This is a genomic window from Monashia sp. HAY1-2A, assembly GCF_056755315.1.
Window position 1 is genome coordinate 38445 of record NZ_JBNDHY010000003.1, and the last position, 19190, is coordinate 57634.

Consider the following 19190-nt stretch of genomic DNA (forward strand, 5'->3'; position numbering starts at 1 on the left):
CGTGTCACCTTCCACCGTTCGACCCGCCACGTCGGGCGTGCCACTGCGTGTGCTCGGCGCCCTCGGCGACCTGACGAGCCGGACGGGCGCCGCCGACGCCGCTTCCGAGGCCGCATCCGACGCCGCATCCGACGCCGCTTCCGACGCTGCTTCGGTCGTCGTGACGGGCGTGACGCTGGACAGCCGCAGCGTCCTGCCGGGAGACCTCTACGCGGCCCTGCCGGGGTTCAACGTCCACGGTGCCCGCTTCGCCGCCGACGCCGTGGCTGCGGGCGCCCTCGCGGTCCTCACGGACGCCGAGGGGCGCGGGCTCGTCGAGGCCGCCGTGGCGCAGGCCGGCCTGCCGGCGGTCCCGGTGCTCGTCTCGGGGGACCCGCGTGCGGTCCTCGGGGACGTCGCGGCCACCGTGTACGGGCACCCCTCGGCGGCGCTGACGATGATCGGCATCACCGGTACGAACGGCAAGACGACGACCGCCTACCTCGTCGAGTCGGCCCTGCGCGCGCACGGCTCGCGCACCGGCCTCATCGGCACCGTCGAGACGCGCATCGGTGACGACCACGTCGACTCCGTGCGCACGACGCCCGAGGCCACCGACCTGCACGCGCTGCTCGCCGTCATGCGCGAGCGTGGCGTCGACGCCTGCGTCATGGAGGTGTCGAGCCACGCGCTCGCCCTGCACCGGGTCGACGGTGTCGTCTACGACGTCGCGCTCTTCACCAACCTCTCGCAGGACCACCTCGACTTCCACCCGTCGATGGAGGCCTACTTCGCCGCCAAGGCGTCCCTGTTCACCCCGCGGCGCTCGCGGTCCGGTGTCGTCTGCGTCGACGACGCCTGGGGTGTGCGCCTGGCCCGCGAGGCCGGCGTCCCGGTGACGACCCTGTCGACCACCGAGGTCGTCAGGGCCGACTGGGGCGTCGAGGAGGCCGAGGGCGGCGCCTTCACGCTGCGCGAGCACGCCTCCGGACGCGGCATCGCCCTGGTGTCGCACCTGCCCGGACACTTCAACGTCGCGAACACCGCCCTGGCGGCGCTCGCCCTGCTCGCCGTCGGCCTGTCCGACGCCGACGTCGAGGCGGCGATGGCCGTGCCCCCCGTCGTGCCGGGCCGCATGGAGGTCGTGGCCCCCGGTGGCGACGGCACGCCACGCTGCGTCGTCGACTTCGCCCACACGCCCGACGCCGTGGACGCAGCCCTCGCGGCGCTGCGGCCGAGCACTCGGGGCCGTCTCATCGTCGTGCTCGGGGCCGGTGGTGACCGCGACAGCGGCAAGCGGCCGGCCATGGGCGCCGCCGCCGCCCGTCGCGCCGACGTCGTCGTCGTCGCCGACGACAACCCTCGCAGCGAGGACCCCGCGACGATCCGCGCGGCCGTCGTCGAGGGAGCCAGGGCGCAGGTGGCGTCCGGTGACGCCACGGCGTCCGAGATCATCGACGGTGGCGCGCGTGCCAGCGCCGTCGCCGAGGCCGTCGCGCTCGCGGTGGTCGGGTCGGGGGAGCAGGCCGAGGACGTCGACACCGTCGTCGTGCTCGGCAAGGGACACGAGAAGGGTCAGGAGATCCACGGAGTGAAGCACCCGTTCGACGACCGCGACGCCGTCCGCGCCGCCCTCGCCGCCGTCACCTCGACGCGTCCGACGACGACCCGTCCGACGACGAGGCCGGGGGTGACCGCGTGATCGCCCTGACCCTGGCCGAGGTCCGCGACCTCACCGGTGGCACCGTCCACGGCACCGATGCGCCCGAGACCGTCGTCGTCGACGGCCCCGTGAGCACCGACTCGCGCGAGTGCGCCCCCGGCAGCCTCTACGTCGCCCGCGTCGGCGAGCACGCCGACGGGCATGCCTACGTCGGCGCGGCCCTCGCCGCAGGTGCCGTCGCCGCGCTCACCTCGCGCGTCGTCGACGGCGTGCCCTGCGTCGTCGTCGACGACGTCCAGACCGCCTTCGGCCGTGTGGCCCGCGGCGTCGTCGACCGCGCCCCGGAGCTGCGCGTCGTCGGCATCACCGGCTCGTCGGGCAAGACGAGCGCCAAGGACCTGCTCGCCTCGGTCCTGTCGACCGTCGCCGAGACCGTCGCGCCGGTCAACTCGCTCAACGGCGAGATCGGGGTACCGCTCACGGTCTGCCGGGTCACCCCGACGACGCGCTTCCTCGTCGCCGAGATGGGGGCCCGGGGCGTCGGGCACATCGCGTACCTGACCGGCATCGCGCCGCCGCAGGTCGCCATCGTCCTCAACGTCGGCACGGCCCACGTCGGCGAGTTCGGCTCGAAGGAGAACATCGCCCTCGCCAAGTCGGAGCTGCCGCGCGCCGTGCCGGCCGAGGGTGTCAGCGTCCTCAACGCCGACGACCCCCTCGTGCGCGCGATGGCCCACGGGCTCGACTCGCGCGTGGTGCTCGTGGGCCTCGCCCCCGACGCCGACGTGCGCGCCGAGGACGTCGTCCTCGACGACCGCGGACGGCCCTCGTACACCCTCGTCACGGCGCAGGGCTCCGCACGGGTCTCGCTGCGCCAGAGCGGCGCCCACCACGTCGGCAACTCGCTGTCCGTGGCCGCGGCCGCCCTCGAGCTCGGCCTGACCCTCGACCAGGTGGTAGCCGGCCTGTGCGCCGCCGAGGCCGTGAGCCGCTGGCGCATGGAGATCACCGAGCGCCCCGACGGCGTCGTCGTCGTCAACGACGCCTACAACGCCAACCCCGACTCGATGCGCGCCGCCCTCGACGCCCTCGCCGCGATGGCCGCGCCCGGCCGCCGCTGGGCGGTGCTCGGCGGCATGCTCGAGCTCGGTGCCGGCAGTGCCGCCGAGCACCGGGGCGTCGGTGAGCACGCGGCCGCGCGCGGCATCGACGAGCTCGTCGTCGTGGGGGAGGGCGCGCGGCCCATCGCCGACGCGTTCCCCGGCGCCGCGTGGGTGCCCGACGCCGACGCGGCGCACGACCTGCTCGTCGAGCGGCTGCGGCCCGGTGACGTCGTCCTGCTCAAGTCCAGCCGTGACAGCGGCCTGCGCTGGCTCGGCGACCGGCTCGCCGGCATCCCCCTGCCGGCCGGCCCGACGGCGTCGACGTCGGCGGCGGCGGCGGTCCAGGGAGCCGCGCGGTGAAGGGCGTCCTCCTCGCGGCGTCCATCTCGCTGCTCATCTCGCTGTTCGGCACCCCGTTGTTCATCAAGTTCCTCGTCAAGCGCGGCTACGGCCAGTTCATCCGCGACGACGGCCCGACCTCGCACCACACCAAGCGTGGGACCCCGACGATGGGCGGGGCCGTCATCATCGCCGCGACCTTCGGCGCCTACCTCTTCGCCCACCTGCTCACCCTCAACCCGCCCACGGCGAGCGGACTGCTCGTCCTGTTCCTCATGGGCGGCCTCGGGTTCGTCGGGTTCCTCGACGACTTCATCAAGATCAGCAAGCAGCGCAGCCTCGGGCTGCGCTCGAAGCAGAAGCTGTTCGGCCAGACGCTCGTCGGCGTCGTCTTCGCCGTGCTCGCGGTGCAGTTCCCGAACGACCAGTACCGCACCCCCGCGTCGCTGCTCGTCTCCTTCGTGCGCGAGACGAACATCAGCCTCGCGCTGGCCGGCAGCTCGGTGGTCGGGGTCATCCTGTTCGTCGTCTTCGCCAACGTCATGATCGCGGGCGCCTCCAACGGCGTGAACCTGACGGACGGCCTCGACGGCCTGGCCACCGGCGTCTCGACGATGGTCTTCGGCGCCTACGTCCTCATCAGCATCTGGACCTTCAACCAGAACTGCCAGACCAACCCGGGCATCAAGTGCTACGAGGTCCGCGACTCCCACGACCTCGCGCTCGTCGCGGCGGCCGGGATGGGCGCCTGCTTCGGGTTCCTCTGGTGGAACGCGACGCCGGCGAAGATCTTCATGGGCGACACCGGGTCCCTCGCCCTGGGCGGAGCCCTCGCGGGCCTGGCCATCACGACCCGCACCGAGCTGCTCCTCATCATCCTCGGCGGCATGTTCGTCCTCGAGACCCTCTCGGTCGTGGCCCAGGTGGCCTCCTTCAAGCTGACGGGCAGACGGGTGCTGCGGATGGCGCCGTTGCACCACCACTTCGAGATGGTCGGGTGGAACGAGGTGACCGTCGTCGTCCGGTTCTGGATCGTCGCCGGCCTCTTCGTCGCGTTCGGGCTGGGCTTCTTCTACGCCGAGTGGGTGGTGGGTTCCCAATGACGTTCGACCCGACCTACGAGCCCCGTGAGGGCCTGACCCACCGCGACGCCGACTGGAGCGGCATCGAGGTCCTCGTCGTCGGCCTCGGCGTGTCCGGCTTCGCCGCCGCCGACGTGCTGGCCGAGCGCGGGGCCCGGGTGACCGCCGTGTCCCGCGACGCCACCGACGCCATCCGCGAGCGGGCCACGATCCTGGAGATCCTCGGCGTCGACGTGCGCCTCGGTCCCGAGCACGTCGTGACCCCGCCGGAGGGCACCGAGCTCGTCGTCACCTCGCCCGGCGTGCCCCCGCACGACCCGCTCATGCTGGCCGCGGCCACGGCCGGGATACCGGTGTGGGGCGAGGTCGAGCTCGCCTGGCGGATGCGGCCTGCCGAGGGCGCCGCGCCGTGGCTCACCGTCACCGGCACCAACGGCAAGACGACGACGGTCCAGATGCTCGCCTCGATCCTGCAGCACGCCGGCCTGCGCGCCGCGGCCGCCGGCAACATCGGCACCCCGCTGCTCGAGGCGGTCCTGCACCCCGAGCCCTACGACGTCCTCGCCGTCGAGCTGTCGAGCTTCCAGCTGCACTGGCAGCGGTCGGTGTCCGCCGTCGCGTCGGCGGTGCTCAACGTGGCGCCCGACCACATCGACTGGCACGGCGGCTACGCCGAGTACCTGCGGGCCAAGGGCCGCATCTACGAGAACACACACCTGGCCTGCGTCTACAACGTCGCCGACATCCAGACCGAGCAGCTCGTCATGGAGGCCGACGTCGTCGAGGGCTGTCGCGCCGTGGGCTTCACCCTGGGCATCCCGGCCCCGTCGATGGTCGGCGTCGTCGAGGACGTCCTCGCCGACCGTGCCTTCGTCGAGCAGCGGCAGCGCTCGGCGGCCGAGCTGTGCACGCTCGCCGACCTCCAGGGCGACGGCCCGCCCCCGCCGCCGCACTACGTCGCCAACGCCCTCGCGGCGGCCGCCCTGGCGCGGGCCTACGGCGTCGGCCCGATCGCGGTGCGTGACGGGCTGCGCGGCTTCCGGCCCGACCGGCACCGGATCGCCGAGGTCGCCACCGTCCGCGGCGTCCGGTTCGTCAACGACTCCAAGGCCACCAACCCGCACGCGGCCGCGGCGGCCCTGCGCTCGTTCGACTCCGTCGTGTGGGTGGCCGGTGGGCTGCTGAAGGGCGCCGACGTCGACGCGCTCGTGGAGGACGTCGCCTCGCGGCTGCGCGGGGTGGTGCTCATCGGAGCCGACCGGGACCAGATCGCCCAGGCCCTTTCCCGACACGCGCCGGATGTCCCCGTCGTCGACGTCGCCGACACGGACACTGGGGTCATGGACCGCGTCGTGACGCACGCCGCACGCCTCGCCCAGCCGGGCGACGTCGTGCTGCTCGCCCCGGCGGCGGCGTCCATGGACATGTTCACGAACTACGGTGCGCGCGGCGACGCCTTCGAGGAGGCGGTCCGCCGGCACGCCAGGGGGAGCGGGGGCGACGCGTGAGTGCGGGGGTGAGCACGGGGTGAGCACGACGACCTCGTCCCGGTCGAAGGGTGCGGCCGCCAAGGGGTCGGCGGCGCAGCGGGCCCAGGCGGCGCAGGCCGCCAAGGAGCGAGCCCGGGCGCGCGCCGAGGCGCACGCCGAGGAGGCGGGGCGGTCCGGGGGCACCCGGTCGCTGCCGATCATCGCCAAGCTGGAGTCGCCCCTAACGACCTACTACCTCATCCTCGGGGCCACGACGACCCTCGTCGTCATCGGCCTCATCATGGTCTTCAGCGCCTCAAGCGTCGAGCAGCTGCTGGCCGACAAGGCCTCCTACACCGTCTTCGCCCGCCAGCTGCTGTTCGCCGTCCTCGGCGGGGTCGCGGCCGCCGTGGCGAGCCGGTTCGACGTCAAGCGCTGGAAGCGCCTCGCGATGCCCTCGCTCGTCGTGTCCGTCCTCCTCCTCGCCGCGGTCATCCCGCTCGGCGTCTCGGTCAACGGCAACCAGAACTGGCTCGCCCTCGGCCCGGTGCAGTTCCAGCCCTCCGAGCTGGCCAAGGTCGGGCTCGTCCTCGCCGGCGCCGCCATCTACGCCAACAAGTCCGCGCGGATGTCGAGCGTCCTGCACGTCGTGCTGCCCTTCCTCGTGCCCATCAGCGCGGTCGTGCTGGCGCTCGTCCTCGCCGGCCACGACCTCGGCACCGCCATGGTGTTCCTCGTCGTCATCGCCGCGGTCCTCGCGGTCGCCGGGGCCCCACTGCGGGTCTTCGTCGTCGGCGGCGTGCTCGGGGCGGCCGGTGTCGCGGCGCTCGTCGCGACGAGCGGCAACCGCGTCAAGCGCATCACCGACTTCCTCGACCCGGCGTGCAACACCAACCCCGACGGCTGGTGCGGCCAGGCGGTCCACGGCATGTACGCCCTCGCCGACGGCGGCTGGTGGGGCGTCGGCCTCGGCGCCTCGAAGGAGAAGTGGGCCTGGCTGTCCGAGGCCCACAACGACTTCATCTTCGCCATCATCGGCGAGGAGCTCGGCCTGCCGGGCACGCTGATGATCCTGCTCCTGTTCGGCATCCTCGCCTGGGCGTGCTTCCGCCTCGTGAGCCGCACCCAGGACCGCTTCGTGCGGGTCGCCGGCTCGGGCATCATGGCCTGGCTCATCGGGCAGGCGATCATCAACATCGGTGCCGTCATCGGCCTCTTCCCGGTCATCGGCGTGCCGCTGCCACTCGTCTCGGCAGGCGGCTCGTCCCTCGTCACGACCCTCCTCGCCCTCGGCATCCTGCTGTCCTTCGCCCGCAACGAACCGGGGTGCCGTGCGCTGCTCGAGTCCCGACGCGGGATGATCAGGCGGTCGCTCGCGGTGCTGCCCTCGCGCACCCGCGCCCTGTCCTCTCGCAGAAGTCGGTGATCCACCTGTCCTCGCCCACCTCCGTCCTGCTCGCCGGTGGGGGGTCGGCCGGCCACGTGTCGCCCCTGCTCTCCCTGGCCGACGCCCTCCGGCGCCGGCACCCCGACGTGCGCGTCACGGCCCTCGGCACCACCGAGGGACTCGAGGCGCGCCTCGTGCCGGCGCACGGGCTCGACCTTCGGGTCGTGCCGAAGGTGCCGCTGCCGCGCCGGCCGAGCGGTGACCTCCTGTGGCTGCCCCGCCGGCTCAAGGCTGCCGTCGACGCCGCGGGAGCGGCCATCGACGACACCGGCGCGCGGGTCGTCGTCGGGTTCGGCGGGTACGTCAGCACCCCGGCCTACCTGGCCGCCCGGCGCCGCGGCGTCCCCGTCGTCATCCACGAGCAGAACGCCCGGGCCGGGCTGGCCAACCGGCTCGGGGCACGCTTCGCCGCCCACGTCGCCACGACGTTCGCCGTCACCTCGCTGCCCCACGCAACCCGGATCGGCATGCCGCTGCGTCGCGCCGTCTCCACCCTCGACCGGGCCGCGAGCCGCGGCGAGGCCCTCGCCGGGTTCGGGCTCGACGCGTCGGCCCCGACCGTCCTCGTCACCGGCGGCTCGCTCGGGGCCCAGCGGCTCAACGACGCCTTCCGGGAGAACGTCCGGCGGCTGAGCTCCGCCGGCGTCCAGGTGCTGCACATCACCGGGCTCGGCAAGGAGTTCGACGTCGCGGTGCCCGACGGGGGCGCGCCGTACGTCGTCGTGCCGTACGCCGACCGCATGGAGCTGGCCTACGCCGCCGCCGACCTCGTCGTCGCTCGCGCGGGGGCCAACACCGTCTGCGAGCTGACCGCCGTCGGCCTGCCCGCCGTCTACGTCCCGCTGCCCATCGGCAACGGGGAGCAGCGGCTCAACGCGGCCGACGTCGTCGCAGCAGGAGGCGGCCTGCTCGTCGACGACGCCGACCTCACCGCGGCGTGGGTCGGCTCGGAGCTCGTCGCGCTCGCCACCGACCGGCCCCGCCTCGAGCGGATGGCCGCGGCGGCCGCGACGCTCGGGGAGCGTGCCGCCGACGAACGGCTCGCCGACATGGTCGACGACGCCGCGGCGCGGGCGGGGGTGCCCGCGTGACCGGCAGGCCGGCCGGGCGCCGGACGCCGACCGTGGCCGAGCCGTTCGCCGCCGCCCGCTTCGACTTCGGCGCGGAGGTGCCCGATGCCGCCGACCTCGGCCGCGTCCACTTCCTCGCCATCGGCGGGGCCGGGATGTCGGGCGTGGCCCGCATCATGCTCGCCCGTGGCGTCCCCGTCACCGGCAGCGACGCCAAGGACGTCCCGGTGCTCAAGGCGCTCGAGAGCGAGGGCGCGCACGTCTGGGTCGGGTTCGACGCCGCGCACCAGGAGCGCGCCGACGCCGTCGTCATGAGCAGCTCGATCCGTGAGGACAACGTCGAGCTCGTCGCGGCGCGCGAGCGGGGCCTGCCGGTCCTGCACCGGGCGCAGGGCCTGGCCTCCCTCATGCACGGGCGGCGTCCCGTGGCGGTCGCCGGGGCCAACGGCAAGACGACGACGACCTCGATGCTCACGGTCGCCCTGCAGGGCTGCGGCCTCGACCCGTCCTTCGCCGTGGGCGGCGAGCTGGCCAAGCACGGCACGAACGCCCACGACGGCCGCGACGACGTCTTCGTCGTCGAGGCCGACGAGAGCGACGGCTCGTTCGTCGTCTACCACCCCGAGATCGCGGTCGTGACCAACGTGCAGCCCGACCACCTCGACTTCTACGACAGCTTCGAGGTCGTCCAGGCCGCGTACGACGCGTTCGTGGCGACCATCGCGCCGGGCGGCCTGCTCGTCACCTGCCTGGACGATGCCGGCTCGGCCGCGCTGGCCGGGCGCGCCCGTGCCGCCGGCACCCGCGTCGTCACGTACGGCTTCTCGAACGGGGCCGACGTCGTCCTGCGCGACCACCGGCAGGACGGCCTCACCGCGTCGGTGATCGTCGCGGACGCCGGCCCCGAGCGCACCATGACCCTCGCCGTCCCCGGGCGGCACAACGCCCTCAACGCGGCGGCGGCGTACGCGGCGGCGGTCCACGGCCTGGCCCTGGACCCCGGTGCCGTCCTCGACGGCCTGGCCGGCTTCACCGGGACCCGACGACGCTTCGAGCCCAAGGGCGAGGCCGGCGGCGTCGTCGTCGTCGACGACTACGCGCACAACGCCGGCAAGGTCACTGCCGTCGTCGAGACGGCCGCACGCCTCGTCGAGGGCGCCGGTCGCCTCGTCGTCGTCTTCCAGCCGCACCTGTACAGCCGCACCCGCGACTTCGCCACCGAGCTCGGCGCCGGGCTCGCGCCCGCCGACGTCGTCGTCGTCATGGACGTCTACGCCGCCCGGGAGGACCCGCTGCCGGGCGTCACGGGGCAGCTGGTCGCCGACGCGGTCCTCGCGGCCCGCCCGGAGGCCGAGGTCCACTACGTGCCCTCGTGGTCGGAGGTGGCCCGCCACGTCGCCGCCCGGGCCCGTCCGGGCGACCTCGTCCTCACCGTCGGGGCCGGTGACGTGACGATGATCGGACCCGAGGTGCTGCTCGCCCTGGGTGGGGGAGAGGCCTGATGCTCGATCGGTCGCCGGGACGTCAGCTCGCCGGGCGCGGGCTGTCCTCCTCGCGCGCCCGCTTCGAGCGGCGGGCCGCAGCGGCGCGGCGTCGCCCGCGTCTGCTCGCCGCCGTCGGCGTCGGCCTGCTGCTCGTGCTCGGGCTCCTCGCGTGGGTCGGCTGGTTCAGCGGGCTCCTGACGGCCACGCGGGTGGAGGTCCGGGGGGTCACGGGAGCGGCCGCCACCGACGTCCGCCGAGTCGCGGCCGTGCCCCTCGGGGGTCCGCTGCTGCGGGTCGACACCGGGGCGGCCGAGCAGCGCCTCGTCGCGGCCAAGGCGTGGGACGACGTGTCCGTCTCGCGCAGCCTGCCGCACACCGTCGTCGTCGCGGTCACACCGCGGCGGGCCGTCCTCGCCGTGCGCACCCCCGAGGGCAGCGTCGACCTCGTCGACGCCACCGGATTCGCCTTCCGGACCGTCGACGCAGCCCCCGACGGTGTGCCCCTCGTGCGCTCGAGCACCGACACCGTGACGAAGGCCGGCGTCGCTGCCGCCCTGCAGGCCCTCACGTCGCTGCCGGCGTCGGTACGGGGCGACGTCTCGGGAGTGACGGTCTCGGCCGCCGACCAGGTCAGCTTCACCGTCACGTCGACGTCGAAGCGCAAGACCGTCGTGTGGGGCGGTCCGGGGGACGGTGAGCGCAAGGCCCGGCTCGTCGCGGTGCTCCTCGGCCAGCCCGGCAGCACCATCGACGTCAGCGTGCCCGACTCGCCCGTGACGCGCTGACCCGTGACCCGGGTGACCCTCCCGCGTCGAGCCGCCGGTGCCGTGGCACAGTGGGGACGCTGCTTGGTGCCGGCGGGGTCCAGCGAGGTTGATGGTGCCGGTGTGACTGCTGTGCAGATGCCGTCGCAAAAGGCCCAATCGCCCTGGCGACACGCCGCGAGTCGGGTTGATCGGCCTCGGGTCACGGCATACCGTCGGGGCACTGGTTCGTGACCAAACTGTAACCTTTAGGTCGACCTTTAAGGTTGAGGTCCGAACCCTCGCGCCAGGCGCATCTCACCCGAACCATGCAGCACCGGCACCACCACTCAGGAAGGCCCACTCCCGTGGCAGCAGCACCGCAGAACTACCTGGCCGTCATCAAGGTCGTCGGCATCGGCGGCGGCGGCGTCAATGCCATCAACCGGATGATCGAGGTGGGTCTCAAGGGCGTCGAGTTCATCGCCATCAACACCGACGCGCAGGCGCTGCTGATGAGCGACGCCGACGTCAAGCTCGACGTCGGCCGCGAGCTGACCCGCGGCCTCGGTGCCGGCGCCGACCCCGAGGTGGGCAAGAAGGCCGCCGAGGACCACGCCGAGGAGATCGAGGAGGTCCTCAAGGGGGCCGACATGGTCTTCGTCACGGCGGGTGAGGGCGGGGGCACCGGCACCGGCGGCGCGCCGGTCGTGGCCCGGATCGCCCGCGGCCTCGGCGCCCTGACGATCGGCGTCGTGACGCGCCCGTTCACCTTCGAGGGCCGACGACGCGCCAACCAGGCCGAGTCCGGCATCGGCAGCCTCCGCGAGGAGGTCGACACCCTGATCGTCATCCCCAACGACCGCCTGCTGTCGATCAGCGACCGCAACGTCTCGATGATGGACGCCTTCCGGTCGGCGGACCAGGTGCTGCTGTCGGGTGTCCAGGGCATCACCGACCTCATCACGACCCCGGGCCTGATCAACCTCGACTTCGCCGACGTCAAGTCGGTCATGCAGGGCGCCGGCTCGGCGCTCATGGGCATCGGCTCCGCGCGCGGCGAGGACCGTGCCGTCCAGGCCGCCGAGCTGGCCATCAGCAGCCCGCTCCTCGAGGCCTCCATCGACGGCGCGCACGGCGTCCTCCTGTCGATCCAGGGTGGCTCCGACCTCGGCCTCTTCGAGATCAACGAGGCCGCGCGCCTCGTGCAGGAGGCCGCGCACCCCGAGGCCAACATCATCTTCGGCGCCGTCATCGACGACGCCCTCGGCGACGAGGTCCGCGTCACGGTCATCGCCGCCGGGTTCGACGGTGGCGGCCCGAGCCAGCGCCACGACGACCGCGCCCTCGGCCAGGTCATGGGCCGCTCGTCCGCACCGGCCTCGTCGCACCAGCCCAACCACCAGGCCCAGCCCGAGCACCGCCCGGCTCCGGCGCAGCCCGCGGCCCCGCACAGCAACGGCGTCCCGGCCGCGCAGCCGGTCGTCGGCCAGCAGGCGCACCAGCCCGCCCCGCACCAGGCGGCGGTGCCCCAGCAGCTGCCGACCCAGCAGCAGGCCCCCGTCCAGCACCAGGCGCCGCAGCACCAGGCCCCGTCGCACCAGGTGCCGCAGCACCAGCAGCAGCCGGTCGCCCCGCGCTCGAGCCAGCCGCCGCGTCAGGTGACCTTCGAGGACAGCGACGACCTCGACGTGCCCGACTTCCTCAAGTAAGGCCCCCGGGCCTCGCCCGAACACCGGACCACCCCGACGGGAGGCGCCCCACGCGGCGCCTCCCGTCGGTCGCTCCGGGCGCGACGGTAGGTTGGCCCCGTGTTCTTCTGGCGTTCCGGACCCTCGGCCGACGACCCCGCCGGCGGGTCCGTCCCCGACCGCGTCGACCTCGGCTTCACCGGACGCTCGGCGGGGACCGGACGGGAGCCGTTCACCGGGCTGAACCTCGGGGGCCACGTGGGCGACGACCCCGACACCGTGGAGTCCAACCGCGCGGCCCTGGCCGGTGAGGTCGGGGTGGCGCGCGAGCGCCTCCTGTTCATGAGCCAGGTGCACGGCACGGAGGTCGTCGAGGTCGACGGCCCGTGGACGGGCGAACCGCCGGCCGTCGACGGGATCGTCACGCGTGCGCCGGGGCTCGCGCTCGCGGTGCTCGTGGCCGACTGCGTGCCGCTGCTGCTGCACGACGCCGCTGCCGGCGTCGTCGGGGCCGTCCACGCGGGCCGGCCCGGCATGGTGTCGGGCATCGTGCCCCGCGCCGTCGCGGCGATGCGCGACCTCGGCGCCCGCTCGGTGCGCGCCACCGTCGGCCCCTCGGTGTGCGGTCGGTGCTACGAGGTTCCCGCCGAGATGGCCCGCGCGGCCGCTGCCGTCACCCCTGCGGCCGCCGCCCGGTCGTGGCAGGGCACTCCGGCCGTCGACGTCGCCGCCGGCGTCGTCGAGCAGCTGGCCGATGCCGGCGTCCCGGTCGCCTGGGTGCCCGGCTGCACCCGCGAGGACCGCAACCTCTACTCCTACCGCCGCGACGGCACGACGGGCCGGTTCGCCGGTGTCGTCGTGCGTCGCAGGGCGACGGCATGAGCGCCTCGGCCGTGCGCGCGGAGGGAGAGGCGGCGCGGCGCGACCAGCTGCGGGCGGCCCTCGAGGCGGTCGAGGCACGGATCGAGCGGGCCTGTGCCGATGCCGGTCGCGACCCCGGCGAGGTGACCCTCGTCGTGGTGACGAAGTTCTTCCCGGCCTCCGACGTGCTGCTCCTGCACGGCCTCGGAGTCCGGCACTTCGGCGAGAACCGCGACCAGGAGGCCGCCGAGAAGTACGAGCAGGTGCGCCACGTGCTCGAGGAGCAGTCAGGTGGCAGGGGGCGATGGGGGCGCGGCGAGGACGCCGCGGTGCTGCACTTCATCGGGCGGCTGCAGGGGAACAAGGCAGCCCACGTGGCGCAGTACGCCGACGTCGTCCAGAGCCTCGACCGGACCAAGCTCGTCGACGGCCTCGCCAAGGGCGCCCACCGGGTCGGGCGCCCCGACCACGCGCTCGACGTCCTCCTGCAGGTCAGCCTCGACGGAGACACGTCCCGCGGCGGAGCCCTTCCCGAGACCCTCGACGAGCTCGCCGCGGCGGTCGAGGCGCAGGCTGCGCTGCGGCTGCGCGGGCTCATGGCCGTCGCTCCCCTCGGAACCGACCCCGACGCGTCGTTCGCCACGGTGCACGAGCTGTCCCGCCGGCTGCGGCAGAAGCATCCCGACGCCACGTGGGTCTCGGCCGGCATGAGCGGCGACCTCGAGGCGGCCGTGCGCCACGGCGCGACACACCTGCGTGTCGGCACGGCAATCCTCGGTTCACGCCCGTCACTTCTGTAACGTCGGGAGCGATTCAGCACGATCCGAACGTTGGGAGCCGACCATGGCAGGGGCACTGCGCAAGACGATGGTGTACCTCGGACTGAGCGAGGAGGACCAGCGTCACGAGCGCTACGACGACTACGAGGCGTACGACGAGCCCGAGCGCTACGACGACGAGCCCGAGCACACCGCGGCCGTCACGCAGCTGCCGACGCGTCGTCCCGTCGCCGCGGTCGTGCGTGAGCCCGAGGTCGGCGGACTCAACCGCATCACGACGATCCACCCGCGCACGTACAACGAGGCCAAGAACATCGGCGAGTGGTTCCGCGACCAGGTCCCGGTCATCATGAACCTGTCGGACATGGACGACGCCGACGCCAAGCGCCTCGTCGACTTCGCGGCCGGTCTCGTCTTCGGCCTGCACGGCACCATCGAACGGGTCACGTCGAAGGTCTTCCTCCTGTCGCCGGCCCACGTCGAGATCTCGGCCGACGAGCCCGAGGCGCCGTCCCCGTCGACGCGCGGGTTCTTCAACCAGAGCTGACGCGAGCCTGCCGGCCGGCGACGCACAGTGACCACACAGCACCCCGCCGGCTCCTGACGCGCGCGCATCGGCGACACTGACGACATGGACGCGTTCTGGACGATCTACGGCGTGGTCGTCTTCCTCTTCTTCATCGCCCTCATCGGCCGCTTCGTGCTCGACTGGGTGCAGATGCTGGCGCGGTCCTGGCGCCCCACCGGGGTCGTGCTCGTCCTGGCCGAGGCCGTGTACACGGTGACCGACCCACCCCTGCGGGCGCTGCGCAAGGTCATCCCGTCGCCGAACCTCGGCGGCGTCCGGCTCGACCTGAGCTTCCTCGTCCTGATGCTGCTGACCTCGCTCGCGCTCAACGTCCCCAGCTACTTCTAGCGGACCGTCGGCGGCGCGCCGCTGCGGGCGGGCCGTGGCCTGCGGCGCGCACCGCGAGGCACGGCTTTGGTTCGTGACCGGAACGTTAGATACCTTGGACCCGAACCACTACGTCTGCATCGAGGTGAGACATGGCGCTTACGCCGGAACAGGTGCTCAACAAGCACTTCCAGACCACGCAGTTCCGCCGGGGCTACGAGGAGCGGGACGTCGACGACTTCCTCGACGAGATCGTGGCCGAGATGCGCTCTCTCATCGAGCAGCGCGACGACTACCTCAAGCAGCTCAACGACTGCCGCGCGTCGAAGAACCAGACGGCGGTCCGCGCGGACGGCGCCACGGCCGCGATGCCGGTCGTCGGCCGTCCCGGTGACGACGCCAAGCTCGGCGGCCTCACCGCCAAGATCCAGGACGCCGAGCGCGCCTTCAAGGCAGCCCAGGACCGTGCGGCCAAGGCCAAGGCCGAGGCCGACAACTCCGAGCGCCAGGCCAAGGAGCGCATCGAGCGCGCACGGGCCGAGGCCGAACGCGCCGAGGCTGCCGCGAAGGCGGCCGTCGACTCCAAGGCCCTCAACGACGCCCAGGCCAAGCTCAACGAGCTCAACACCAAGGTCGCCGACGCGGAGTCCCGGCTGGCCAAGGCCCAGGAGAGCGCCCGCGAGGTCGAGGCCCGCATGACCAAGGCGCAGGAGAACGCCCGCGCCGCCGAGGAGCGTGCCGCCCGCGCGAACTCCGACGCCGAGGCCGCCGCCCGCATCCAGCCCGCTGCCGCTGCAGCTGCTGCTGCGCCCGCTGGCACCACCGACGCCGCCGGCGTCATCGCGTTGGCACAGCGCCTCCACGACGAGCACGTCGCCGCGGGTGAGACGCGTCGCAACGAGCTGATCTCCGAGGCCGAGAACCGTCACCGCGAGCTCATCGCGACGGCCCAGGCCAGGCACGACGAGCTCGTCAACGCCGGCCAGGCCCGTCACGAGGAGGCCACGCGTCAGGCCGAACAGCTCGCGGCGGCAGCCGCGGCCCAGCGTGACCAGATGATCGCCGAGGCCACCTCCCAGCGCGACCAGATCCTCGCCGACGCCGCGACCAAGCGGGACGAGATGCTGACCGAGGCGCGCGAGCGCTCGACGGGCATGGTCGCCGAGGCGCAGCAGCGCAAGGCCCAGCTGCTCGAGGAGCTCGACAAGCAGAAGTCGCTGCTCGACCGCAAGATCAGCGAGCTGCGCGGGTTCGAGAAGAACTACCGCTCGAACCTCAAGTCCTACATCGAGAGCCAGCTGCAGGACCTCGACGCCAGCGTCCAGGAGCCGGCGCACGCCGGCGCCGGTGACACCCAGGGCTGAGGCGCGCTCTCACCCTCCTCGACAGACGCACGCGGGCCGCTCGGGAACCATCCCGGGCGGCCCGCGTTGTGTGCCCAGGACGACTCTTGCCTCCCGTAGCGTTTCGTGTTTGTGCCGGACCCGCGCGGGGCTTATTGTCAGCCGCACTTGCAACGTCGACAGCACGAGCGACGGAGGTGGACGCCATGGCGGCGAAGAGGACGGCGGCGGCGGTGACGTCCGCGGCCAAGCGGGCGGTGTCGGCAGTGGGCCGCACGGCCAGGGCCGCCGCGACGAAGGCGACGAGGCAGACCCCCGCGCAGACGACCGCGGCCCCGACGCCCGCGAAGACCCGGAAGACCGCCAAGGCCACGACGGCGCCCGCGACGAGGACGGCAGCGAACCCCGCCGCGAGGCCCGCCGCGAAGACCCCGGCGAAGTCCCCTGCGAAGTCCACGGCGAGATCGACCACGACGAAGAGCACGAAGAGCGCGACGACGGCGGAGAAGAGCGCGGCGAGGACGACGAGGGGCCTGTCGACCAAGACCGCTAGCAAGACCTCGACCAAGACCGCAAGCAAGACCGCCAGCAAGACCCCGAACAAGACCCCGAGCAGGACCGCCGCGAAGACGTCGACGACGAAGCCTGCCCCGAAGAAGACCGCGAAACGGTCCACGACGAAAGCTGCCGCGACGCAGACTGCGAGACAGTCCGCGACGAAGACCGCCGCGACGCGGACTGCGACGAAGTCGGCAACGACGAAGTCCGCGAAGAACGCAGCGACCACGTCCCCGAAGAAGTCCGCGACGAAGAGCGCGACGACGGCCAAGAAGAGCGCCGCGAACAAGGCCACGGCCACGAGCCCGGCCCCGAGAGCGACCCCCGAGACGGGCGCGACGAAGAAGGCGACGACCAGGACCGCGACGACCAAGACGACGACTCCGAAGACGACGACTCCGAAGACGACGAAGACGACGAAGACGACTCCGGCGCGCCAGAGCGCGAGGACCACCCGGCCGTCCGCGAAGACGGCCCCACGACCCGAGAAGGCAGCAGTGACGACGAGCCCCACGACCGGCACCCCGAGCGCGACGAGCGCGAGCACGCGGGCCAGGACCGGAACCTCGCGCACCAGCGCGAAGAAGATCGCCGAGACGCTGCGCGTCAAGGACGACGAGAGCCCCTGGAGCGAGGACGAGATCGCGGAGGTCCGCGGCGTCCTCCTCGAAGAGATCGAGCAGCACCGCGTCGAGCTGAAGATCGCCGAGGAGGAGCTCGACAGCTTCCTGCGCTCGTCGGGCGACGGAGCGGGCGACGACCAGGCCGATGCCGGCGCCAAGACGGCCGAGCGCGAGCACGAGATGTCGGTGGCCGCGAACGCGCGCGCCGGGCTCCTGCAGGCCGAGCACGCGCTCGAGCAGCTCGAGGCCGGCACGTACGGCGTGTGCGAGAACTGTGGCAACCCGATCGGCAAGCTTCGACTGCAGGCCCGTCCGCGTGCGACCCTGTGCCTGTCATGCCAGGAGAAGCAGGACCGCCACTGAACGACGCCGCCGGCAGGCTGAGGCACGCCGACGCACCGACCCGGGACGCGGCGCCGCCCCTCGCTCGTCCGCGAGCGAGGGCGGCGTCGCGTCCGACCGAGAGACCGTGAGCACCGAGAACACCGCACCGCCCACCGCGAGGGCCTCGTCCCCGCGTCCCACCTCGACGCGCCGGAGGCGGCTGTTCGCCATGCTCGCCGCGGTCGCCGTCGTCGCCTACGCCAGCGACCAGGTCACCAAGGCCGTCGCCCTCGCGACCCTGGCCGACGGCAGCCCCCGGCCGTTCATCGGCGAGGTCATCCGTTTCAAGCTCATCGGCAACCCGGGGGCGGCGCTGTCGCTCGGGGCGAGCAACACGTGGGTCATGACCGGCATCGCGCTCGCGGTGCTTGTCGCCATCGTCGTCGTCGCCCGCGACCTCGGCTCCCGCTCGTGGGCCCTGGCCCTCGGGCTCCTGCTCGGGGCGGCCGTCGGCAACCTCACCGACCGGTTCGTCCGGCCGCCCGGCGGTGGTCAGGGGCACGTCGTCGACTTCATCGACTACAACCGTTGGTTCATCGGGAACGTGGCCGACATCTGGATCGTCGGCGCGGCCTGCCTCGTCGTGATCCTGGCCATGCTCGGCATCGGCGTCGACGGGCGACGTGAGCGGGACAAGCGCGCCGCCGAGGCGGCCGACGCGCCCGAGGCGGCAGAGGCGGCAGAGGCGGCCGAGGCGGCCGAGGCGTCGGGTCGGGAGCGCGGCGATGACTGAGGCGCTGCCCGTGGGGGAGGCCCGCACCGTCCTCGTGCCCGACGGGCTCGAGGGCGAACGCGTCGACTCCGGCGTGTCCCGGCTCTTCGGGGTGTCCCGGACCAAGGCCGCCGAGCTGGCCTCGGCGGGGCACGTCGCCCTGTCCGGCAGGTCGGTCGGCAAGTCGGAGCGTCTCGTGGCCGGGGCGATGCTCGAGGTGTCGTTGCCGCGGGCGGAGGCCAGCCCCAGCCTGCAGGTCGTCGCCGAACCCGTGCCGGGCATGCGCATCATCCACGACGACGACGACCTCGTCGTCGTCGACAAGCCGGTCGGCGTCGCCGCCCACCCGAGCCTCAACTGGACCGGGCCCGACGTCGTCGGGGGCCTCGCCGCGGCCGGCTACCGCATCTCGACGTCAGGTGCTCCCGAGCGGCAGGGCATCGTCAGCCGGCTCGACGTCGGCACGTCCGGACTCATGGTCGTGGCGAAGAGCGAGTACGCCTACAGCCGGCTCAAGCACCTGTTCCGCAGCCGGCAGGTCGACAAGACCTACCACACGCTCGTCCAGGGCCTGCCCGACCCGCTCGTCGGCACGGTCGACGCGCCGATCGGGCGGCGACCGGGCGCCGAGTTCAAGTTCGCCGTCATGAGCACGGGCAAGCCCTCGGTGACCCACTACGAGGTGCTCGAGGCGTTCCGGCACGCGAGCCTCCTCGAGATCCATCTCGAGACCGGGCGCACGCACCAGATCCGGGTCCACCTGGCCGCGCTCCACCACCCGTGCTGCGGTGACCCCCTCTACGGTGCCGACCCCAGGCTCGCGGCCCGGCTCGGCCTCGACCGGCAGTGGCTGCACGCCGTCGGCCTCGGCTTCGAGCACCCCGGTACGGGTGAGTACGTCCACTTCGAGAGCCCCTACCCGGACGACCTCCAGCACGCCCTCGACGTCGCCGCGACGTTCTGAG

At 73.3% G+C, this 19190-nt stretch carries 18 protein-coding genes; 17 read left to right on the forward strand and 1 reads right to left on the reverse strand.

Annotated features, from left to right (window positions below; all coding sequences use genetic code 11):
* Positions 1-37 precede the first annotated feature (37 nt).
* The 14 genes from ACPYOM_RS00890 to ACPYOM_RS00955 all read left to right on the forward strand — a co-directional run bounded on the left by ACPYOM_RS00890 (position 38) and on the right by ACPYOM_RS00955 (position 15969).
* Positions 38-1681, forward strand: coding sequence for a UDP-N-acetylmuramoyl-L-alanyl-D-glutamate--2,6-diaminopimelate ligase (locus ACPYOM_RS00890; protein ID WP_481344522.1), 1644 nt, complete (start codon positions 38-40; stop codon positions 1679-1681).
* On the forward strand, positions 1678-3105 hold the full coding sequence (locus ACPYOM_RS00895) for a UDP-N-acetylmuramoyl-tripeptide--D-alanyl-D-alanine ligase (protein ID WP_481344523.1): 1428 nt from the start codon (positions 1678-1680) through the stop codon (positions 3103-3105). The genes ACPYOM_RS00890 and ACPYOM_RS00895 overlap by 4 nt, the downstream gene beginning before the upstream one ends.
* A complete protein-coding gene (mraY, locus tag ACPYOM_RS00900; RefSeq protein ID WP_481339037.1) occupies positions 3102-4187 on the forward strand; it encodes a phospho-N-acetylmuramoyl-pentapeptide-transferase in 1086 nt (361 codons plus the stop codon). The genes ACPYOM_RS00895 and mraY overlap by 4 nt, the downstream gene beginning before the upstream one ends.
* On the forward strand, positions 4184-5674 hold the full coding sequence (gene murD, locus ACPYOM_RS00905) for a UDP-N-acetylmuramoyl-L-alanine--D-glutamate ligase (protein ID WP_481339035.1): 1491 nt from the start codon (positions 4184-4186) through the stop codon (positions 5672-5674). Before mraY ends, murD begins: the two co-directional genes overlap by 4 nt.
* Before the next feature lie 19 nt (positions 5675-5693).
* Positions 5694-7061 (forward strand): putative lipid II flippase FtsW, encoded by a 1368-nt coding sequence (ftsW, locus tag ACPYOM_RS00910; RefSeq protein ID WP_481339033.1) that lies wholly within the window; start codon positions 5694-5696, stop codon positions 7059-7061.
* Positions 7058-8173: an undecaprenyldiphospho-muramoylpentapeptide beta-N-acetylglucosaminyltransferase gene (gene murG / locus ACPYOM_RS00915; protein WP_481344524.1), complete on the forward strand. Its 1116-nt coding sequence runs from the start codon at positions 7058-7060 to the stop codon at positions 8171-8173. The genes ftsW and murG overlap by 4 nt, the downstream gene beginning before the upstream one ends.
* Positions 8170-9654, forward strand: a complete 1485-nt coding sequence (gene murC, locus ACPYOM_RS00920; protein WP_481344525.1) for a UDP-N-acetylmuramate--L-alanine ligase — start codon at positions 8170-8172, stop codon at positions 9652-9654. Before murG ends, murC begins: the two co-directional genes overlap by 4 nt.
* On the forward strand, positions 9654-10421 hold the full coding sequence (locus tag ACPYOM_RS00925; protein ID WP_481344526.1) for a cell division protein FtsQ/DivIB: 768 nt from the start codon (positions 9654-9656) through the stop codon (positions 10419-10421). Before murC ends, ACPYOM_RS00925 begins: the two co-directional genes overlap by 1 nt.
* 287 nt (positions 10422-10708) lie before the next feature.
* Complete coding sequence (gene ftsZ / locus ACPYOM_RS00930; protein WP_481344527.1) at positions 10709-12091, forward strand: cell division protein FtsZ; 1383 nt, start codon at positions 10709-10711, stop codon at positions 12089-12091.
* A gap of 99 nt (positions 12092-12190) precedes the next feature.
* Entirely contained in the window at positions 12191-12952 is a 762-nt protein-coding gene (gene pgeF / locus ACPYOM_RS00935) for a peptidoglycan editing factor PgeF (protein ID WP_481344528.1), read from the forward strand.
* Entirely contained in the window at positions 12949-13731 is a 783-nt protein-coding gene (locus ACPYOM_RS00940) for a YggS family pyridoxal phosphate-dependent enzyme (RefSeq protein WP_481344529.1), read from the forward strand. The genes pgeF and ACPYOM_RS00940 overlap by 4 nt, the downstream gene beginning before the upstream one ends.
* Positions 13732-13774: 43 nt before the next feature.
* On the forward strand, positions 13775-14257 hold the full coding sequence (locus ACPYOM_RS00945; RefSeq protein WP_481339019.1) for a cell division protein SepF: 483 nt from the start codon (positions 13775-13777) through the stop codon (positions 14255-14257).
* Positions 14258-14341: 84 nt separating this feature from the next.
* Positions 14342-14626: a YggT family protein gene (locus ACPYOM_RS00950; protein ID WP_481339017.1), complete on the forward strand. Its 285-nt coding sequence runs from the start codon at positions 14342-14344 to the stop codon at positions 14624-14626.
* Between the two features lie 131 nt (positions 14627-14757).
* Positions 14758-15969 (forward strand): DivIVA domain-containing protein, encoded by a 1212-nt coding sequence (locus ACPYOM_RS00955; protein ID WP_481344530.1) that lies wholly within the window; start codon positions 14758-14760, stop codon positions 15967-15969.
* On the opposite strand, the gene ACPYOM_RS00960 is transcribed toward ACPYOM_RS00955, so the two are convergent.
* Positions 15881-17020 carry a hypothetical protein gene (locus tag ACPYOM_RS00960; protein ID WP_481344531.1) on the reverse strand — a complete coding sequence of 380 codons (1140 nt, stop codon included), beginning with the start codon at positions 17018-17020 and terminating at the stop codon, positions 15881-15883. The genes ACPYOM_RS00955 and ACPYOM_RS00960 overlap by 89 nt on opposite strands.
* Between ACPYOM_RS00960 and ACPYOM_RS00965 the strand changes: the two genes are divergently transcribed.
* The 3 genes from ACPYOM_RS00965 (at position 17004) to ACPYOM_RS00975 (ending at position 19189) form a co-directional block, all read left to right on the forward strand.
* Entirely contained in the window at positions 17004-17492 is a 489-nt protein-coding gene (locus ACPYOM_RS00965; protein WP_481339011.1) for a TraR/DksA family transcriptional regulator, read from the forward strand. The two genes, ACPYOM_RS00960 and ACPYOM_RS00965, sit on opposite strands and share 17 nt — an antisense overlap.
* A gap of 106 nt (positions 17493-17598) precedes the next feature.
* Positions 17599-18246: a signal peptidase II gene (locus ACPYOM_RS00970; RefSeq protein WP_481344532.1), complete on the forward strand. Its 648-nt coding sequence runs from the start codon at positions 17599-17601 to the stop codon at positions 18244-18246.
* A complete protein-coding gene (locus tag ACPYOM_RS00975; protein WP_481344533.1) occupies positions 18239-19189 on the forward strand; it encodes an RluA family pseudouridine synthase in 951 nt (316 codons plus the stop codon). Before ACPYOM_RS00970 ends, ACPYOM_RS00975 begins: the two co-directional genes overlap by 8 nt.
* Position 19190 lies beyond the last annotated feature (1 nt).

Bases quoted from the DNA above. Each gene is read 5' to 3' on its own strand.
- murD (WP_481339035.1), top strand. From the start codon at position 4,184: ATGACGTTCGACCCGACCTACGAGCCCCGTGAGGGCCTGACCCACCGC.
- ACPYOM_RS00925 (WP_481344526.1), top strand. From the start codon at position 9,654: ATGCTCGATCGGTCGCCGGGACGTCAGCTCGCCGGGCGCGGGCTGTCC.
- ftsZ (WP_481344527.1), top strand. From the start codon at position 10,709: ATGCAGCACCGGCACCACCACTCAGGAAGGCCCACTCCCGTGGCAGCA.
- ACPYOM_RS00940 (WP_481344529.1), top strand. From the start codon at position 12,949: ATGAGCGCCTCGGCCGTGCGCGCGGAGGGAGAGGCGGCGCGGCGCGAC.
- ACPYOM_RS00945 (WP_481339019.1), top strand. From the start codon at position 13,775: ATGGCAGGGGCACTGCGCAAGACGATGGTGTACCTCGGACTGAGCGAG.
- ACPYOM_RS00950 (WP_481339017.1), top strand. From the start codon at position 14,342: ATGGACGCGTTCTGGACGATCTACGGCGTGGTCGTCTTCCTCTTCTTC.
- ACPYOM_RS00955 (WP_481344530.1), top strand. From the start codon at position 14,758: ATGGCGCTTACGCCGGAACAGGTGCTCAACAAGCACTTCCAGACCACG.
- ACPYOM_RS00975 (WP_481344533.1), top strand. From the start codon at position 18,239: ATGACTGAGGCGCTGCCCGTGGGGGAGGCCCGCACCGTCCTCGTGCCC.